16 protein-coding genes are annotated in these 20,019 nt (G+C 41.0%); 11 read left to right on the top strand and 5 right to left on the bottom strand.

The genetic code is table 11. The features are described 5' to 3' along the window. Positions 1-80: 80 nt before the first annotated feature. Complete coding sequence (locus BM179_RS10030; RefSeq protein WP_092016119.1) at positions 81-3,176, bottom strand: T9SS type A sorting domain-containing protein; 3,096 nt, start codon at positions 3,174-3,176, stop codon at positions 81-83. Positions 3,177-3,547: 371 nt separating this feature from the next. Between BM179_RS10030 and BM179_RS10025 the strand changes: the two genes are divergently transcribed. After that, positions 3,548-3,751: a hypothetical protein gene (locus BM179_RS10025; protein WP_143095196.1), complete on the top strand. Its 204-nt coding sequence runs from the start codon at positions 3,548-3,550 to the stop codon at positions 3,749-3,751. Positions 3,752-3,844: 93 nt separating this feature from the next. Here BM179_RS10025 and BM179_RS10020 read toward each other — a convergent pair whose 3' ends face one another. The 3 genes from BM179_RS10020 to amaB form a co-directional block, all read right to left on the bottom strand. Continuing rightward, on the bottom strand, positions 3,845-4,900 hold the full coding sequence (locus tag BM179_RS10020) for a saccharopine dehydrogenase family protein (protein ID WP_092016114.1): 1,056 nt from the start codon (positions 4,898-4,900) through the stop codon (positions 3,845-3,847). A gap of 108 nt (positions 4,901-5,008) precedes the next feature. Further along, on the bottom strand, positions 5,009-5,926 hold the full coding sequence (locus tag BM179_RS10015) for a DUF1338 domain-containing protein (RefSeq protein WP_092016111.1): 918 nt from the start codon (positions 5,924-5,926) through the stop codon (positions 5,009-5,011). Between the two features lie 52 nt (positions 5,927-5,978). Continuing rightward, complete coding sequence (gene amaB / locus BM179_RS10010) at positions 5,979-7,505, bottom strand: L-piperidine-6-carboxylate dehydrogenase (protein ID WP_092016108.1); 1,527 nt, start codon at positions 7,503-7,505, stop codon at positions 5,979-5,981. A gap of 369 nt (positions 7,506-7,874) precedes the next feature. On the opposite strand from amaB, the gene BM179_RS10005 reads away from it, so the two are divergent. Then, the gene (locus BM179_RS10005) at positions 7,875-8,318 is read left to right on the top strand and encodes a GNAT family N-acetyltransferase (RefSeq protein WP_092016105.1); all 444 of its coding nucleotides are present in this window, start codon (positions 7,875-7,877) and stop codon (positions 8,316-8,318) included. A 72-nt stretch (positions 8,319-8,390) separates the two neighbouring features. On the opposite strand, the gene BM179_RS10000 is transcribed toward BM179_RS10005, so the two are convergent. Further along, entirely contained in the window at positions 8,391-9,365 is a 975-nt protein-coding gene (locus BM179_RS10000; protein WP_229632932.1) for an acyl-ACP desaturase, read from the bottom strand. Between the two features lie 326 nt (positions 9,366-9,691). On the opposite strand from BM179_RS10000, the gene BM179_RS09995 reads away from it, so the two are divergent. The 9 genes from BM179_RS09995 (at position 9,692) to ureC (ending at position 20,006) form a co-directional block, all read left to right on the top strand. Beyond that, on the top strand, positions 9,692-10,225 hold the full coding sequence (locus tag BM179_RS09995) for an RNA methyltransferase (protein ID WP_092016099.1): 534 nt from the start codon (positions 9,692-9,694) through the stop codon (positions 10,223-10,225). 138 nt (positions 10,226-10,363) lie between these two features. Further along, positions 10,364-10,819 (top strand): hypothetical protein, encoded by a 456-nt coding sequence (locus BM179_RS09990; RefSeq protein ID WP_092016097.1) that lies wholly within the window; start codon positions 10,364-10,366, stop codon positions 10,817-10,819. A gap of 369 nt (positions 10,820-11,188) precedes the next feature. Beyond that, the gene (locus tag BM179_RS09985) at positions 11,189-12,622 is read left to right on the top strand and encodes a DUF6986 family protein (RefSeq protein WP_092016218.1); all 1,434 of its coding nucleotides are present in this window, start codon (positions 11,189-11,191) and stop codon (positions 12,620-12,622) included. A gap of 165 nt (positions 12,623-12,787) precedes the next feature. Next, positions 12,788-14,221 carry an FAD binding domain-containing protein gene (locus tag BM179_RS09980; RefSeq protein ID WP_092016095.1) on the top strand — a complete coding sequence of 478 codons (1,434 nt, stop codon included), beginning with the start codon at positions 12,788-12,790 and terminating at the stop codon, positions 14,219-14,221. Positions 14,222-14,258: 37 nt separating this feature from the next. Continuing rightward, positions 14,259-16,514, top strand: a complete 2,256-nt coding sequence (locus BM179_RS09975; protein ID WP_092016093.1) for a xanthine dehydrogenase molybdopterin binding subunit — start codon at positions 14,259-14,261, stop codon at positions 16,512-16,514. 24 nt (positions 16,515-16,538) lie between these two features. Then, positions 16,539-17,525: an XdhC family protein gene (locus BM179_RS09970; RefSeq protein WP_092016091.1), complete on the top strand. Its 987-nt coding sequence runs from the start codon at positions 16,539-16,541 to the stop codon at positions 17,523-17,525. 38 nt (positions 17,526-17,563) lie between these two features. Beyond that, a complete protein-coding gene (gene ureA, locus BM179_RS09965; protein ID WP_092016085.1) occupies positions 17,564-17,866 on the top strand; it encodes an urease subunit gamma in 303 nt (100 codons plus the stop codon). A 19-nt stretch (positions 17,867-17,885) separates the two neighbouring features. Then, positions 17,886-18,251: an urease subunit beta gene (gene ureB / locus BM179_RS09960; RefSeq protein WP_092016082.1), complete on the top strand. Its 366-nt coding sequence runs from the start codon at positions 17,886-17,888 to the stop codon at positions 18,249-18,251. 33 nt (positions 18,252-18,284) lie between these two features. Continuing rightward, the gene (gene ureC / locus BM179_RS09955; RefSeq protein WP_092016079.1) at positions 18,285-20,006 is read left to right on the top strand and encodes an urease subunit alpha; all 1,722 of its coding nucleotides are present in this window, start codon (positions 18,285-18,287) and stop codon (positions 20,004-20,006) included. Positions 20,007-20,019: the final 13 nt, after the last annotated feature.

The following is a 20,019-nucleotide window of genomic DNA, read 5'->3' as shown; positions in this document are numbered from 1 at the left end:
TTGATTGCATAGAAAAACCCCTGATTGTTTCAGAATCAAATGAAACAATCAAGGGTTTGTTTTTGAAAATAAATAATATGTTATTCTCTGATAATCTTCCGGACAAATACTCCGGTTTCAGTTTGAATCTGCAGAATATAAGTTGCAGAAGATTTTCCGTTCAGGTCAATGCTGAGCTGATGATCTGTACTTCTTCCGGTCGAACCCCATTCTCCGACAGGATTTCCTCTCAAATCAAACAACCGGTAATTAACAGTTGAAGGTCTTGCCAGAGCAACTTTGACAAGGATACTTTCTCTTGCCGGATTTGGACCTACGCTGATATCAAAATCACCTGAAGGAACAGGTTCGTTTCCGGTAGGAATTTCCACTTTAACCGGAATTGTTTTTGAAGGGAAAGGACAGCCTTCTTTCTTTACAATTACACCGTAACTGCCTGTTTCTTTTGCGTCGTAACTGGCTAATGTTGCTCCTGCGATATCTTTGGCATCTTTTTGCCATTGGTATTCCAGATTTAAGTCCTGATTAGCAGTGAGTGTAACAACGTTCGGAGCATATACCGAAGTGCTGCCTAAAGCCGTGATTGTTGCTGTAATGGAAGCCGTCTGTGCTATAGCAACACTTGAAGATTGTCCTTTGCATCCTTTGGCATCTACGACTGCCACACTGTAAAAACCATTTTTACCTGCCGGATAAGTTACTGCTGTTCCGACAGAATTATTTTCAAAAATCCAGTTGTAAGTAAATGGAGATGAGCCGTTTGTAGGATTTGCTGTCAGGATTGTTGCCGCACCTTCACAATAATTAAGCTTTCCGGAAATACTTACTATCGGATTAGGATTTTGCACAACAAGTGCTGACATCCTGCTTACGCAGCTTCGCTTGTCCACTACCGTTAAAGCCAGGTTACCGCCATTCAGAATACTTACCTTATCTGCTTTGCTGATTTCTTTAGAATCAAGTTCCCATGAATAGGTATAAGGATCCTGACCATTTGAGACAGAGGCAGAAAACCTCGCTGTATCACCGATACAGAAAGATTTGGCACCATTGATTACTGCATTAAATGTACAGGAAACATAGGTGATCTGTGCTGTGGCTGTGGCAGGACAACCTCTGCTATCAGCCAGCTTTAAGGTGATTTTTGTATTTGTTGAGAAAGGGCCGATCACCGGATAAGCTCTGTTATCATTCGGGTAATCAATTTTTACCGCAGGTGTAGTTGACCAGTTGAAAGTATAATCAGGTTTTCCACCTACGGCAGTATTTACAAAAGATAGATCATATTTTTCAACTCCTGTAAGGGTGGCTCCGAAACCTGCACTGGCCAGAACAGGTAAATTTGAAGTTACCTTCAGGTTGGTAGAATCTGCACAACCTTTTGAATCAGTAATATAAAAGCGGTAAACAGCTGTGGTATTTACTTTCAGGGTATTTCCGTTTTCACTTCTTGTCGTAAAGTCCTGCTTCCATTGATAAGCCAGCGGAGGAGCATTTACACCGCTTACATTTCCGGTTAATACAGTAGAGCTGTCACTGCAAAACCAGTCATTCCCGGCAATACTTGCTTTAAGTGTACAAGGAACGTAGATGACATAAGCTGCATCATTTCCGGTACAGCCGTTTTTATCGGTAACCGTTACGAAAATGAAGGTACTTTGTGAAAAAGTACCGATTATCGGATTGCTTTGAGCAGGGTTGCTGATTGTTACCGAAGATGGTGTGGTTGTCCATTGGTAAGAATAAGGAGCTGTCCCGCCTGTTGCTGTGATTCCTGATGAACTGAATTTTTGCGTTCCGGTAAGAGTAATGTCATCTCCTGCAAAAGCAGTAGGATTGGAATTAACAGTTACTGTAGTAGCAGCCGAAGTCTTCTTCAGTATACTGTAAATGACCGTGACGGTATATTGCCCTGAGGTTTTGGCCGCATAAGTGGAACCTGTTGCTCCGGATATTTCAACACCGTTTTTGAGCCATTGATAACTTTTGATATTACAGCTTGAATTAACAGAAAATGTTACAGAATTTCCGTCACAAAAAGTTGTACTGCCACTTGCTATGATCGTTGGGGTTGGAGAAATCACAGTTATGGAAACCGTTCCGGAAGTAACAGAAGTTGTTCCTGCCCCGGCGCTGATGATGACTCGGTAATTTCCGGAAGTTTTGGCATAATAATTAGATCCGGTGGCATTGGGAATATCCACCCCATCTTTTTGCCAGCGATAGGTTCTGATTGTACAGCCATTTGCTGAAGAAGCCTGTAAATTAAGAGAATCTCCTTCACAGACATTCTGATTTCCGGATACATTAAGTTGAACAGTCGGAGCCTGTAATGCAACTACGGCAGCATTGGAAGTGGCTTTGGTAACCCCGTCTCCGGCAGTTATGATGAGTGTATAAGTGCCTGCGGTTTTGGCATAGTATGCATTGGAAGTGGCATTCGGGATATTAGTACCATTCTTTTGCCATTGATAAGCCGTAACAGCACAGCCATTCTGAGCACCGCCCTGTAAGAGGACAGAATCGGCTTCACAGATTGTACTGCTTCCCGAAGGGCTGATACTCGCATTAAAAACGGTTGAAACAACGGTTCCGTTTGTACTGGCAGTACTGTCTGCCCCTTTTAACTCAGCCGTGTAAGTTCCGGCAGAAGTAGCAGTATAGGTAGCCGTAATTGCAGAAGGAATATTGACCCCGTTTCTCTTCCATTGGATAGAAGTGGGAGTACAGGTATAAAGAACTTCAAGTTGTACTGATTGTCCCGGACAAAATGTGGTGGAACCTGTTACTTTTAAACCCGGATTAAAATCAAGTTTTTTAATGTTTACAATAACCGGAGAAGAGGTTGTTACAACAAGACAGCTTAAATCTTTTACATCCAGCGTATAACTGCCTGACTCCGTAACCGTAATGTTTGGCGTAATCCCCGTAGTAATGTTTACTCCGTTCTTTTTCCATTGATATGAAAATTTGGTCAGATTACTTTCTGCCTGTAAAGTGACAGAATTTCCCAGACAGGTTACCTGCGGGCTGCTTGTAAGTACCTGAGGTACAGGCGAGGTACAGGCAGCCATAACTTTACGACCGTCATTTTGAGCAAATGCTCCGTAGAAAGGTCGAAAACTAAGGCAAGAGATAAAGAGTAATAGTAATTTAAATCGTAAAATATTTTTCATCTATATCGTTTTTCAAAAGTCTTTTTTCGAAAGAAAGAGAAATAATCCTGCAATTTAATTAAAGCTGTTCAATACCGAAAGAAATAGCCCTCGTTTCGAAAAGAAACTCCCTAATAATCAGTCGACAAATTAAATGAAATTGTATCTCAAATCTGTGGCTTTCAGGGTATTTCTATGACCGTTTACTCAATCATGTATTTATAAATCTGTTATTCCCCAAATATTCCATGTTTTTCAACGTTCAGCAATAATAAAACGCTTTGGATAAAAGATTTTCTGAAAGGATTTTTTTGAATTTCCTGGCTGAAATTTTAAAGCGTTCCATTTCAAACATTTTATAAAATTTCAACTTAATACCCCATTTCTATCTTATGAAGAGTATAAAATTCCGGATAATGATTATCGCATTGGCTTTTTCAGGAATTGCAGGATGTACGGAGAGGGTGGTGTATGTTGAACGTCGTCCGAGGAGGCCGGTGATTGTCAGGGAAAGGGAAGTAATCGTGGTGAAAGAAAAGCATCATCCCAGAGGAAAAGCTTACGGCTACTGGAAAAAGCGGGGAGACAGGGATTAATCTAAAACGCAAATCCGCCTGATTGTTACATGAAACTGTACCGAAAGAGCTGTTATCTTTTACGGTACAGTTTTTGTTTTTCAGCGCTGAAATCTATAAAAAGAATTTTCCGGTTTCGGTGGTAAGCAATTTGTCGAATGGAATTTCTTCCTGTTTGATAAAGCCAGAATTCGGTAATTTACCGTCCGCCACTAATTCTACCACGGCCACAATTGACGCTGCGGTTGTCCATGAAATCGCACGCCAATGTTTACCATCAATCAGTTTCGGGGAATAAGCCCGGTAAAATTCTTCTCTTTCCAGAACCTGACCTTTCCAGCCTTCTACTACAGCATAGACATAAACTACGTCTTCCTGCACAGGAGGTTTTGCCTGAGTCAGGATTTCCTCGATCAATTGCCGTTTTTCTTTTAAAATCAATTCATACAGCAGGAATTTCATCAGTTTACCATGACCCGGGTAACGAATAGTCTTGTAATTGAGCGTGTCAACCTTTCCCTCATAGGTTTCACACATTGTTCCTAAGCCGCCGGAAGTACTGAAAGCTTCAAATTCGTTTCCTTCAATATTGATATGTTCTATTCCATCCAGTGCAGGAACGAGTTTTTTTTCTCCGTTATGAATTACTTCACAATCGTTTAAGTACTCATTAATCACACCAGCAGGAGACCAGGTGAACGAATAACCCAGTAAACCATTCGGATATTTTGGTAAAGCGCCTACCCGGAGTTCAATATCTCTCAGCCTGGTAAACCGGTTGGCCAGATCAGCCCCCACAATTCCGATGAAACCCGGAGCAAGTCCGCATTGCGGTGCTAAAACCCCCTTGCTGCCATCTGCTGCCATTTCTCTGATCGCTGTTGTGGTCGGAACGTCTTCAGTAAGATCAAAATAATGTTTTTCGTTTTTATGGGCAATCCGGGCAATAGTCAGATTAAGATTATATGGCATGCATGAAACAACCGCATCAAATTGTGGGATAAGATTTTCCAGAAGCCCGGTATCAGATACATCTCCTTTTTTTACCTCAAATGGTACTTCTGCAGAAGGGATATTTTTGTCTAATCCGGTTACTGAAAATCTTTTATTCAGTAGTGTTCCGACCAGAGAACCTACCTTTCCCATGCCAATTACCAATACATTTTTCATAAGTTTGTTGAATCGTTTGATGAAGTCTGAATGCTTGCCGGAACAAGGGATTCAGACTTTAAGATGATAGATTATTTTACAGAAAGTAAGAGGTTAACAGATAAGGGATTACCTTTTTGTCATTTCGAATAAATTGGTCGCCTGTTCACCCAGGAAGCCATCAAACCAGATTTCCTTGCCTTCATGCCGGATGAAATTCCTTTCAGCCAGTTCATAATAAGCATAAGACCAGTTAAGTTTTCCGGTTGAACCATCATTTTCAGTTACAGGACAATCTTCATCAACTGCCTGCGTGGAACTTTGCCGGAGTTTACTGCCTTTTTCTCCTTCAATATGAGATTTTACCGGAATACCTGCTGCTTTTAAACCTTCCATGGTTTGCTCGATATCGGCCCATTCCGGGATATTCTGATGATTGATATAAGCGGTAAAATGGTTTACCGAATTTCCGTGTAATAATGTCCAGGCTGCAAACTGTGATTCTTTATTTACTGCTAAAATAGTTTCTCTTTTGGCCGGTTTCCATGGTCTGCTGAAAAAATTAACCAGTGCTTCTGTAAGAATTGCTGCTTTATCATCCTCCAGCTTACCTGCAGATTTCAATTCTTCCAAAAGTAAACGCGGTTCACCAGCCAATAAATCAGGCGCATCTTTTACCGCTTCATTAATAAGTTGCTGCGCTTCTTCCGACAGATTTTCCACTTCCAGCTGAGTGACAAAAAACTTAGGGAAATTGATATTGGCAGGGTGTTGATAATGAAAAGAATTCAGGTGTTTTGACGGAAAAGCATATGGAGCAACTTTCTGATAGCCTAAAGCCAGTAAAACTTCAGCAATGGCCGTAATTCCGGCTTTTTGGTTCCCGATCCGGGTATTAAATGTACGGAATGCGCAATGGTCATTTACTACATTTCCACCTTTAGCATGTACTATTTCAGCGTATTTACGGGCATATGATACTCTCTGACAATAATTTTCCCAGAGTTTCTCCAGTAATTTTCGGGTAATTTCTTCTTGTGTTTGCATAAACAGAATTGATGAAAATTAGAATAATATTTTTATAAATCCGGACCTGATTTTAAATGTCAAACTTTATTCCCTGTGCAAGAGGTAGCTGTGATCCGTAATTGATGGTGTTGGTTTGTCTTCTCATATAGGATTTCCAGGCATCTGAACCCGATTCTCTTCCTCCTCCTGTTTCTTTCTCCCCGCCGAATGCTCCGCCGATTTCCGCTCCGGAAGTGCCGATATTGACATTGGCGATACCACAATCAGAACCCTGAGCAGACAGAAACTGCTCTGCTTCTCTCAGATTCAGGGTGAATATGGCAGAAGAAAGTCCCTGCGGTACATTATTCTGAATTTCAATGGCTTCGTCCAGGGTTTTGTACTTCATCAGATAAAGAATCGGTGCGAAGGTTTCCTGTTTTACAATTTTAAAATCAGCATTTACTTCTGCAATACAGGGATTGACATAACAGCCTGATTCAAATGCTTTTCCTTCAAGAATCTTTTCAGGAATCAGCATGGTGCCACCTTCTTCCCTGACTTCATGCGCAGCTGAAACATAGGCGATTACTGCTTTTTTGTCGATCACCGGACCTACATGATTTTGTTCGTCCAATGGGTTTCCTATTTTAAGCTGTCCATAAGCTTTTACGAGCTTTTCTTTAACATTTTCATATACCGCTTCATGTACAATCAGCCTGCGGGTAGAAGTACATCTTTGGCCTGCTGTCCCTACCGCTCCGAAAACGACTGCCGGGATAGCGATATTCAAATCGGCATGTTCTGAGATGATAATGGCATTGTTTCCTCCTAATTCCAGAAGGCTTCTGCCCATTCTTGAGGCCACTTTTTCTCCGACAGCTTTTCCCATACGGGTAGAGCCTGTGGCAGAAATAAGTGCTATTTTTTTATCTCCGACAAGCCATTCACCTACTTTATAATCTCCTGAAATAAGACATGAAAGTCCTTCGGGTAAGTTATTGTTTTTCAATACTTTCTGAATAATATTCTGGCAGGCAATGGCCGTAAGAGGTGTTTTTTCAGAAGGTTTCCAGATGCAGACATCTCCGCAAACCCAGGCAAGCATTGCATTCCATGACCAGACTGCTACCGGAAAATTGAAAGCTGAAATAATACCCACAATTCCCAGAGGATGCCATTGTTCGTACATTCTGTGTGCCGGACGCTCTGAATGCATGGACAGGCCATATAACTGACGGGAAAGTCCGACTGCAAAATCACAGATATCTATAATTTCCTGCACCTCGCCCAGACCTTCCTGTAAACTTTTTCCCATTTCGTAGGAAACCAGTTGTCCCAGTGCTGATTTATGCTCCCTGAATGCTTCTGCCATTTGTCTCACAATTTCACCCCGCCGAGGTGCCGGAACATTCCGCCAGTACTTGAAAGCTTCCGAAGCGGTTGCTATAACTTTAAGGTAATCATCCAGCGTGGTCTGTGAGACTTTTGCAATCAGTTTGCCATCGACAGGGGAGTAGGATTCCAGCAGGTTGCTGGTTTCACCCCAGGAATTCAGCCCTGTACTGGTGCCATTATTTTGAGATAGAATGTTCAGTGATGAAAGTAATTCTTGCATAGTTTTACTAAATTTTCAGAAGTTTTTCAATGAAATGACTCTTTTGCAAATACAGATTCAAATACAATTTTATCCCGCAGTAGAGTAGGATATATTCAAGATTTCAGAATTTGTCTGTTTATTTAAAACGAGTGTGATTTTTTCGAAAGCTAGATGCAATTATTCAGATTTGCAAGTGTTTGAACGCCATTTTATATACGTAAAATATGTTTGAAAATATTACTATTTTAAGTCAAAAAAATTTTAGGCTATGCTAAAATTCGGGAGTGTGGTATTTAACCCAGATAAAAAAATATCAGTAAAAGCTAAAAAAAATACTGCCATGTAGTAGTTTCCCGAAAAATACAGTGAGCATTTAAGACCAGGAAAATGAAGATTGAAGTAAAAACGGGAACAATTGAGGACATTTTAAATATTCAGGAACAGATTCCGGAATTTAAAAATCCTCATAGTCTGGCAGAATATGAACGGAGATTTAGCGAGACTAAAGCCTTTATGATACTGATTGCAGAAGCAGACGGTATTCTGGCTGGTTTTAAAGCCGGTTATCAAAAAGAGGAAGATGGCTCTTTTTATAGTTGGATGGGAGCAGTGCAGCCTGGTTACAGAAGACTTGGGATTGCTAAACTGCTTGCCGATGAAATGGAGGAGAGAGCAAAGGTTCTGGGATATACTTCAATAAAGTTTAAAACCCGCAACAGTCATAAATCTATGCTGATTTTCGGGATCAGCAATGGATTTAATATTATTGGTATTGAGGAAAGGGAAATTGCGGAAGAAAACCGGATTTTATTGGAAAAGCAGTTGTTTTAAGAAATTTGGACAAAAAAACGGGGATTTTCCATTTGAAAATCCCCGTTTCAGGATATTGAATATGTCGTCAGCTTAGTTAATCCAGGAAAACTGATACTCCAGGCTTGGCGTTTTCATTCTCTCAGCTACCCGTTTAAGACGATCCGGTAACAACATCAGATAATCTCTGGCTTTTTCTGCAGAATCATTCAGATCAGAGAGTTTATCGATTCCCCAGTCTTTAATCAACGATTCCATGATAGAAATATAGTCGTTTGTCGTATAAACACCTACTCTTTGAGCAGCATCGGAAAAATGTTCGTATAAGCTGCTCTTTGCTCCGTTCAGTTCTCTCAAAAAGTGTGCAGGCATTACAATTTTGAGTTTCATCATATCTGAAAAAGCAATCATCATTTCTGAAGCATCGATTTCAAAGATATTGGCGACGAAAGTTTTGTAAGCCTTGGCATGTCTCATTTCATCAGCGGCAATCTGACCACACATTCTTGACAATTGGTTATTGCCATAATTTTTAGCCAGAGAAGCAGTTCTTCTGTGCGAGATATTGGTAGCTAATTCCTGAAAAGAAGTATAGATAAAATTCTTATACGGATCGCTTGAGGTTCCGATGTCAAAACCGTCGGCAATAAGATATTGCGTGGAAGTTTCAACAGCTCTCATGTTAACTCTTCCCGATAGGTAAAGATATTTGTTTAATAAATCTCCGTGTCTGTTCTCTTCTGCCGTCCAGCTTCTTACCCATCTCGACCATCCCTGAGATTCAGAAGGAGAGACTCCGTCCATGGCCATCAACCAGGATTCATAAGTAGGTAAAGCTTCTTCAGTAATAGTATCTCCGATAAGTACAGCCCAATAATCGTAGGGAAGTTCACGTGCCAATTCTTGCAATTGCTTTACTTCTTCAAAGAAATTTTCATTTGAAGAGTCAGGTAAGAAGTCAGATGGCTGCCAGTTGGTTTCTATGGGCATTAAGTAATCGTCCATAAAATTATCCATCTTCTGGGCCAGACAATTCATGACTTCTAATCGAACGTTTTGTTTTTGCATTGCAGGGTTAGTTATAATATAATGTGTTGTAAAGCTAACGTAAATTTTACCTATTGTGTATGACAATTATCATAAACCTGTTTTTATTTATAAGATTAAATAGTGACCGGACTTTGATAAAACCGGTAAAATAAAAATTTCAGGTAAAAGAAGCGTAAATTTACAATTTGTTATTAACTTTCCCGTAATTCAAACAGCCGGAATGATTCTTTTTCCGGTAATCAGAAACCACTACAGTCATTCCTGACCCTAAAAAATCCGTTACAGCTAGAATAGGCCGGGGGCTTTTCGTAATTTTGGTGCTTCATTAAAATTGACCGGAATTTATGCGAAAACTTCAAATGGATGAGCTGAATCGTCTGACTATCGACGAATTTAAAAGTGTTGAAAAATTTCCTTATGTATTAATATTGGATGACATACGCAGTATGAATAATGTAGGTTCTGCATTCAGAACTGCTGATGCGTTTAAATGTGAAAAAATCTATCTGTGTGGAATAACGGGTTTGCCACCGCACAGAGAAATTACAAAAACTGCTTTGGGAGCAGATGAAACTGTCGCCTGGGAGCATGCGGAAAATGTTGTGGAACTGGTTGAACAGCTTCAGAAAGAGGGGTATATTATTATGGCAGTGGAGCAGGTTGAAAACAGCATGTTTCTCAATGAATTTGAACCGGAGTCGGAGGCAAAGTATGCTTTTGTTTTTGGAAATGAAGTATTCGGAGTAAATGATGAGGTCGTTAAAAAAGCAGATATTTGTCTGGAAATTCCTCAATTCGGTACGAAACATTCGCTTAATATTGCAGTGTCACTTGGGATTGTAAGTTGGGACTTTGTCGCTAAAAAATTGAAAAAGTGACAAAAATCATCCTCCAATGTTAAATTTTCTCCTATATTTAAAAACTTAACACGAATAATTTTTTTAGAGCAACCCAATTTTATACTTTCGGGCATCAAAATTTAACAATTTCTTAATATTGAATAAATACGCAAAAGTATGAAGAACGACACAAAGAAACTTGCAGAGCAGCTTTCAACAGCCATATTGTCGAAGTTGAGTGGTTTGAATGAAAAAAGTGCCAAAAAATTAGTTAAGTCTGTGGATAATGCTGCTGAAGCAATCGCGAAGAAGTTTACAAAACTTCAGAAAGAAGAAGCAGAAGTTAAAGAGAAAGATGCTGAAAAAGCAGCTAAAAAATTAAAAAAACAAGCTGAAAAAGTTCAGGAAAAGCAAAGTAAAGCTGCTAAAAAAGCAACTGAAGCTTCGAAGATAGCTTTAGTAACCGGAGACAAGAAAGCCGCTGCTAAACCTGCTGCAGCTCCTGTTGCAAAAGCGAAACCTGTTGCCGCTCCGAAAGCTCCGGCTCCGAAAGCGACTGCCAAGAAACCTTCTTCTGCTAAAGCAAGTGCAGCACCTAAACCAGCTGTTGAAGAAGTTCCGGCCGGTGAATAATTATCAGCTTCAGTTTTGACTTCGGATAGCTAAACCTACCTGTCATTCGTTGAGAGCGGATAAAGTTTTTCAATCGAAACCTCAATTGCCTCGTTCATCCGGAACGGGGCTTTTTTTTGTCTTTTTTGCTGGTTTTCAGATTGCATTCAGGTCTGCAGGTTCCATTTTTGTTAAAATCAGTTGTAAAACAGATTGTTTTTTCTATTTTTGAACAGATACCATCTCTTCAGTATAAACGCTTTCAGGGCGGATTATACCATTTTATATATTTTCTTTAAATTTTTGTGATTGTGCTCATACCGATAAGCGGAGATTTTCCCCTGCAATCATTTCAGTAAGGCATCATTCATGCTAATTCAATATTCTGCTATGAAGTTTTCCATCAACGAACAAGACAAAACCGCATTATTGGATTCTCTTAAAACGGCTAATCTCAGATTTCAGCAAAATTATCCGGGCGATAAGTCTGAAAGGCAGGCTGTTCACACGGTTTATGGAGGAGCAAATCTGTTCAAATCTGATACCACTGTGAGAATGGGTGAAATCGCGCTGAAAAATTTACAAACCTATGCACCGAATTTTGTGGTGCTCGCCAAAGCACTTCAGCTGAACGGATATGAACATCTGCCTCATCTTGAGAAAGATATAGCACAGTTAAACTCAAAACTGGATAAGCTTTCAGAAGAGGAAAGGAAAAAAGAAGCTTCCTGGCTGGCTTATTCAGTCTATCATAAAATAATCAGAAAACTGGAAAAAGAACCTGTTGAAGATTTCAGAATAGATTTCGAAGATGGTTTTGGTAACAGACCTGATGAAGAGGAGGATACTACAGCTGTTCAGGCAGCGAATGAATTAGCTTTAGGAATGAAAAATGCTACGATTTCTCCTTTTATCGGTATCAGGATTAAACCTTTTACAGAAGACCTTAAGTTCAGAGGTGTTCGTACCCTGGACCTGTTTCTGAGTACTTTACTGGAAAAAACAGGAGGAAAACTGCCTGACAATTTTGTGGTGATGCTTCCCAAAGTTACTATTCCGGAACAGGTTATTACTCTGGTGAGGTTGTTTGAAATTATTGAAAAACAATTTAACCTGGCAGCCGGAATACTTAAAATGGAAACGATGGTGGAAGCTACCCAGATTATCATGGACGAAGAAGGCCGAAATCCCCTGATGAAAATTATCAGGGCAAGTGAAGGGCGTTGTATTGCCGCTCATTTTGGCACTTATGATTATACTGCTTCCTGCGGCATTACAGCAAAATATCAGACAATGGCACATCCGGTCTGCGACTTTGCACATCATGTTACGAAAGTAGCTTTAGCCGGAACCGGTATTTTTCTTTCGGACGGAGCAACGAACGTCATGCCGATTGGTCCTCACCGGGGTGAAAATCTCACATTCGAACAACTGAATGAAAACCGTGAAAGTGTTCATAATGCCTGGAAAACCGGGTTTAACCATACCACACATTCCCTGATAAATGGCTTCTATCAGGGTTGGGATCTCAATCCTGCACAATTACCGATGCGTTATGCGGCAACCTATAATTTCTTTCTGAGCAGCTATGAAGATGCTGTTTTTCGCCTGAAGACTTTTGTGGAAAGAGCAGCGGTTTCAACGCTTACAGGAGATATCTTCGATGATGCCGCTACCGGCCAGGGATTGCTGAATTTTTTCCTGAAAGCAATGAATTGCGGAGCCATTTCAGAAGAAGAAGCATTGGTTACAGGTTTGACGCTGGATGAGATCCGCAGCAGGTCATTTTTCAGAATTCTGGAAGGAAGAAGGCAGAAATCATAAGTGCAGACCATTGAACCTGCATATAAATTGAAAGGAATTGTTTTATAGGTATTTTCTCTCAAATTTATGCCTTTCAGGCCTGATATCGTGTCAGAAAGCGAAACCTTTGCTATGATTTCAACGAAAATTTCATTAATTTGATTCTTACACCAATACCGGATTCTCTTGATACAATTTATTTTAAATAATAAGGAAATCAGCACCAGTCTGCCGCCCGGAATGCTTCTGCTGGATTTTATCCGCTACCATCAGCATCTGACGGGAACCAAAATAGGTTGCCGGGAAGGAGACTGCGGAGCTTGTACCGTTTTATTAGGAGAGTTAAAGACTGAACTGAATCAGGAATCTGCTCTGAATTATCGTTCAGTTACTTCCTGTCTTACGCCGCTCGGTAATGTTCAGGGAAAGCATGTGGTTAGCATTGAAGGAATTAACATGCAGGAACTGAATCCGATTCAGAAAGCTATGTCGGATGAATCTGCTACCCAATGCGGATTTTGTACCCCGGGCTTTATCATGTCTTTGTCGGGATTTTGTCTGAGCAGAAAAGAACCCAGTCCGGAAAATGCCATTGCATCAGTGGACGGAAACATTTGCCGCTGTACAGGCTATAAATCGATTGAAAGGGCTGTTGCCTGTGTATCTGATCTGCTGAAAACGAGAGATAATACCGAACCGGCTTTATTTGCGGCTGAACAAAAAATATTACCGGCATATTTTTCAGGAATCAGAGAGCGGTTACTGAAAATGGAAGCATATGAATTTTCCGGAAAAGAGGGAAGTAATGCCCGGTTTGTAGGAGGAGGAACCGATCTGTATGTTCAGAAACATGATGAAATGACTCATGCTTCTATTCGTTTCATGCTGGAAGATCAATCACTGAAAGGTATTGAAATAGCGGATAATAAGTGTATTCTGGGCGCTTCATCTACCGTAACTGATTTTGGTGAAAATCCTGCTCTTCAGTCTTATTTCCCGGAACTGAAAGCCTATATAAAACTGATTTCTTCAACGCCGATCCGTAATATTGCTACCATTGCCGGAAATTTTGTAAATGCCTCTCCGATCGGAGATCTGACGATTTTCTTTCTGGCGCTGGAAACAGAACTGGAACTTAGTGACGGCAAAAATGTCAGAACGATTCCACTGAGAAAATTTCATACAGGTTATAAGCAGCTTGATAAAAGACCTGAAGAATTTATTACCCGATTATGGTTTGAATTGCCTTTCCCGAACTCGAAATTCAATTTTGAAAAAGTAAGTAAACGAACGCATCTGGATATTGCCAGTGTCAATTCTGCCCTCAGTTTACAGCTTGAAAATGATGCACAGGGAAATGAAATAATATCAAAAGCATTGCTGTCTGCCGGAGGAGTTGGTCCGACTCCTGTTTTTCTGGAAAAAACCGCCGCATTTTTAAAAGGAAAAACACCGGATGAATCATTGATTATTGACATCATTAAAATAGCACAGACCGAGATAAAACCGATCAGCGATGCCAGAGGTACAGAGGTTTATAAAAGACTTTTGCTGAGTCAATTGATCAAAGCACATTTCCTGAAGTTTTTTCCGCAATTGAAGGCTGAAGCGTTGCTTTAAGGTTCGTTTTTCCGGTTTTAAAATGTAGCGATTCTTTATGAAAAATATAGATTCCTTTAACCATGTAAGAGGAGAATCCCGGTATCTGGATGATATTCCGCTGATACAGGGAACGCTTTTCGGAGTTGCCTTAGGTGCTTCGGTAGCGCATGGTATTATCAAAAAGCTGGACCTTTCTGAAGCGCTGGCATTGGAGGGAATCGTCAGAATTTTTACAGATAAAGATATTACAGGTGAAAATCAGATTGGCGGAATTGTTCCGGACGAGCCTTTACTGGCAGATCATCATGTCCATTTTTCCGGTATGCCCATCGCATTTGTGGTAGCTGAAACCGAAGAAATAGCCAGAGAAGCTTTAAAAAAAATAAAAGTTGAAATAGAAGCTCTGCCCGTTATTACAGATCCTCGTGAAGCACAGGCGAAGGGAGAATTAATTGTTCCGCCCAGAACCTTCAGAATCGGAGATACAGATGCAGCATGGCAGGATTGTGCTTATGTTTTTGAAGGCAAAGCTGATACAAACGGACAGGAACATTTATATATCGAAACCCAGGGTGCTTATGCAGTTCCACTGGAAAATGGTGTAATAAAGGTCTATTCTTCCACACAGGGACCCACTGCTGTGCAACGAGCAGTCTGCAAGGTATTGGGCGTGCCAATGCATCAGATAGAAGTGGACGTCACCCGACTGGGAGGAGGCTTTGGCGGAAAGGAAGATCAGGCAAATACCTGGGCTGCTTTATGTGCGCTGGCAACACATGTCCTGAAAAAACCTGTTAAATATTCTCTGCACAGAATGGAGGATATGGCAATGACGGGTAAAAGACATCCTTACTCCACTGATTTTAAAATCGGTCTGAGCAGGGAACTGAAAATTCTGGCTTATGAAGCTACGTTCTTTCAGAACGCAGGAGCTGCGGCTGACCTTTCTCCGGCAGTTTTAGAACGGACATTGTTCCATTCTGTCAATACCTATTTTATTCCGAATGTCAGGGTGACAGGCAATAGTTGCAGAACCAATCTGCCTCCCAATACCGCTTTTCGTGGTTTTGGAGGGCCGCAGGGTATGTTTGTGATTGAGGCTGCCATTGTAAAAGCCGCCGAAAGTATCGGCGTTGAAGCAGCACAAATACAAAGAATTAACCTGAATAAAACGGGAGACGAATTTCACTACGGACAAATTGCCCAAAGCGAGTCGCAGGCCTGTTGGGAAAAAGCTTTGGAAATTTATGGATTTGACCAGATGAAGGAAGCTGTCGGAGCTTTTAACAAGGCTAATCTCCTCCATAAAAAAGGACTGGCTTTAATGCCTGTCTGTTTCGGGATTTCTTTTACCAATACCATGATGAATCATGCCCGCAGCCTGGTTCATGTGTACAGCGACGGAAGTGTGAATGTAAGTACAGGTGCGGTAGAAATGGGGCAGGGTGTGAATACCAAAATTTTACAGGTAGCTGCTCAGGTTTTTTCCCTCAACGCTGATAAAATCAGAATTAATTCCACCAATACTTTCAGAATCGCTAATACCTCTCCTTCTGCTGCCAGCGCTACGGCAGATTTGAATGGGAAAGCTACGTTAATTGCCTGTACCGAAATCCTGAAACGACTGAAAAAAGTTGCCTCAGATGAATTGAAGATTGATGCAAAAGAAATAGAGCTGAAAAATGAACTGGTACTGGCTGGAGGAGCCGAAACCGGGCTTGACTGGAAACGACTGGTGGCTCTGGCTTTTATGAAAAGGGTTGCTTTGTCAGAACACGGACATTATGCTACTCCTGAAATTCATTTTGATAAAACCAAAGAAAAAGGCCACCCTTTTGCTTATCATGTTTATGGTACTGCCATAACAGAAGTAACAATTGATTGCCTTCGGGGAACTTATGAGGTAGATGCTGTAAAAGTAGTTCATGATTTCGGAACGAGTATGAATCCGGTTATCGATAAAGGCCAGATAGAAGGCGGAATTGTGCAGGGCATTGGCTGGATGACCTTGGAAGAATTGATTTATGACAAAGAAGGTAAATTGAAATCCAATGCTTTGTCAACGTACAAAGTGCCTGATATTTATGCTGTTCCGAAAAAAATTGAAATCGACTTTTTGCAAACTGAGCAGGACAATCTGGCTATTTTTCGCTCAAAAGCAGTAGGAGAACCCCCGCTGATGTATGGAATAGGGGCATATTTTGCGCTAAGAAATGCTGTTAAAGCATTCAATCCGGCGGCAGAACTTCCTTTTGACGCACCTATGACGGCCGAAAAAGTGCTGTTGGGCCTATATGCCGGAAAATATTAGGTTGTCATAAAATCAAATAAGAAAATGTCTGAACGGATAAAACTATGGCAGCTGATAGAGAAGAGTTTGCAGGATGATGTTTCTGTGGTATTGATGTATGTGCTTGAAAGTGAAGGAAGCAGTCCGGGAAGACAGGGGTTTTGTCTGGCAATTAATGCAAAAGCTGAAATGGCCGGATCAATCGGGGGAGGTATTATGGAATACAAGTTTGTTGAAATGGTTAAAGAAAAACTGAAAAACAACGAAAAAATTCCGACCGAAATCAGGCAGCAGATTCATGATAAATCTGCCCCGGCCAACCAGAGCGGAATGATCTGTTCCGGAGAACAGAAGATTTTGGTTTATCAGGTCAGACAGGAAGACCTGCCAGTTATTCAGAATCTTTTATTTTCTCTGAAAAACTGCAGAAACGGCTCTCTTGAATTATCGCCTTCCGGGTTATTTTTTGTGGAAGAACATGCACAGGAAGAAGATTTTGTTTTTTCATTTCAGTCAGAAAAAGCATGGTTTTATAAAGAGAAAACAGGACCGAAAAACCATTTGTATATCGTCGGAAGCGGACATTGTTCTCTGGCACTTTCCAGAATAATGAGTACACTGGATTTTTGTATTCATCTCTTTGATGATCGTTCCGGCTTAAACACTTTTATGAAAAATGATTTTGTACATAGAAAAACCATTGTGCAGGATTACAGGGAGTTAAAAGATCTGATTTCTTCCGGGAAACACCATTATGTGGTAATAATGACATTTGGATACCGGACAGATGATATAGCATTCCAGGCTTTGTGGGGAAAAGAATTCAGGTATTTAGGCATGATGGGCAGCAAGGCAAAAGTAGAAAAGATGTTTGAAGATTATTATAAGTCCGGTCTCGATAGCCTGCGTTTGAAGCAGGTGCATTCTCCTGTTGGTTTACCTATAAAAAGTGAAACACCGGAAGAAATTGCCATTAGTATTGCTGCGGAGATTATCAGTATTAAAAACGGATTACAGGCATTGCCCGATTAAAATATAGTTTCAGGAATTTTTACCCAAAATGTCAGATTATGCATTTATCACCCAGGGAAACCGAGAAACTCCTGCTGTTTTTAGCCGGAGAATTAGCGGAGAAAAGAAAAGCCAGAGGATTAAAACTGAATTATCCTGAAGCCATTGCATTGATCAGCAGTCGTTTGCAGGAAGCCGCCAGAGATGGTAAATCTGTGGCAGAGCTGATGCAGTATGGAGCAGCCATTCTCAGTCGTGAGGATGTAATGGAAGGTATTCCCGAAATGATTCACGAAGTACAGATTGAAGCTACATTTCCTGACGGTACAAAATTGGTAACAGTACACGATCCCATTCGTTAAACAAGCCACTGTAAAAGCTATGATTCCCGGAGAATATATTTTAGCCAAAGGCGATATAATTGCCAATGCCGATAGGAGAACCGACAAAATTACTGTCGTAAATACAGGCGACCGACCGGTGCAGATCGGCTCGCATTTTCATTTTTTTGAAGTGAACAAAGCCTTGCTTTTTCCCAGAGAAACAGCTTTTGGCATGCGTTTGAATATTCCGGCCGGAACAGCGGTTCGTTTTGAACCGGGAGAGGAAAAAGAAGTAGAACTTACAGCATTCGGCGGAAAGAAAATTATCGCAGGATTTAATAAACTTGTTGAAGGAGCAGTTAATGAGGAAAATAAAACCAAAGCGATGCAACAGGTAACCGATCGTCATTTCAAATCCTGCTAAATCAATTAATCATTTCAATAATTCTCTGAAAATATGAGTCTATCCATTAACCGAATAAAATATGCCAATATGTATGGTCCGACGACAGGAGACAGAGTTCGCCTCGGGGATACGGAATTATTGATTGAAATAGAAAAGGATTTTACGGTTTATGGAGATGAAGCCAAGTTTGGCGGAGGAAAAACCATCAGAGATGGTATGGCCCAGTCCGGGACCGCGAAAAGAGAAGACGGTGTTCTTGATTTTGTGATAACCAGTGTCATGATTATTGATCACTGGGGAATCGTGAAAGCAGATATCGGTATAAAAGACGGGAAAATTGCCGGAATCGGGAAAGCCGGAAATCCTGATACTATGGAAGGCATTTCGCCTGGTATGATTATCGGAGCTTCTACAGAGGTACATGGTGGAGCAGGGCTGATAGCTACCGCAGGAGGAATTGATACGCATATTCATTTCATTTGTCCTCAGCAGATTGACCATGCTTTGTTTAGCGGTATAACAACCATGATTGGCGGAGGAACCGGACCTGCTGACGGGACAAATGCTACCACTGTTACACCCGGAGCCTGGAATATCCGGAAAATGCTCGAATCAGCTGAAGCTTTTCCAATGAACCTGGGATTTTTCGGAAAAGGAAACTGTGCAGGTACCGAACCTCTGGAAGAGCAGATTGAAGCCGGAGCTTTGGGACTGAAAATACATGAAGACTGGGGCAGTACTACTGCCGCAATTGATGCTTCTCTGAAAATGGCCGACAAGCATGATATACAGATTGCTATTCATACCGATACACTGAATGAAGGAGGTTTTCTGGAAGATACCATGCAGGCAATTAATGGCCGGGTTATACATACTTTTCATACTGAAGGTGCGGGAGGGGGACATGCTCCTGATATTATTAAGGCGGCAATGTATCCTAATGTCTTGCCTTCTTCAACCAATCCGACCAGACCCTATACGGTAAATACCATTGATGAGCATCTCGATATGTTAATGGTTTGTCACCATCTTGATAAAAATGTACCGGAAGATGTGTCTTTTGCCGATTCCAGAATCAGACCCGAAACCATTGCTGCCGAAGATATTTTGCATGATATGGGAGTATTCAGTATGATGAGTTCAGACTCCCAGGCAATGGGCAGAGTGGCAGAAGTGATTACAAGAACCTGGCAGACAGCTCACAAAATGAAAGTGCAGAGAGGAGCTTTGCCTGAAGATGCCGGACATGATAATGATAATTTCAGGGTAAAAAGATTTGTTGCCAAATATACCATTAATCCTGCTGTTACTCATGGTATCAGTGAATATGTGGGTTCAATTGAAGTGGGAAAGCTGGCGGATATTGTGCTGTGGAAACCTGCTCTTTTCGGGGCAAAACCTGAAATGATTATCAAAGGAGGAATGATTATTGCCAGCCGGATGGGCGATCCGAATGCTTCTATTCCAACACCTCAGCCTGTCATTTATCGCCACATGTTCGGGACTTACGGAAAGGCTTTGTTTCACACCTGTGCCACCTTTGTTTCCGGATTGTCACTCAATAAAAATGTAGTGCAGTCATACGGTTTGCAGAAAATGATTCTACCTGTTAAAAATTGCAGGAATATCAGCAAAAAGGATCTTATTCATAATGATGCTACCCCTGAAATAGAGGTAAATCCTGAAAATTATGAAGTTAAAGTGGACGGTAAACATATTACCTGTGAACCTATGGCTGTTTTACCGCTTGCCCAACGTTATTTCCTTTTCTGATTTTAACTGATTC

Origin of the sequence: Pseudarcicella hirudinis (assembly GCF_900115665.1) — a bacterium.
GTDB classification, from domain to species: domain Bacteria; phylum Bacteroidota; class Bacteroidia; order Cytophagales; family Spirosomataceae; genus Pseudarcicella; species Pseudarcicella hirudinis.
The sequence above is the reverse complement of the archived record's forward strand: the minus strand, read 5'-3'. Positions and strand labels throughout refer to the sequence as shown.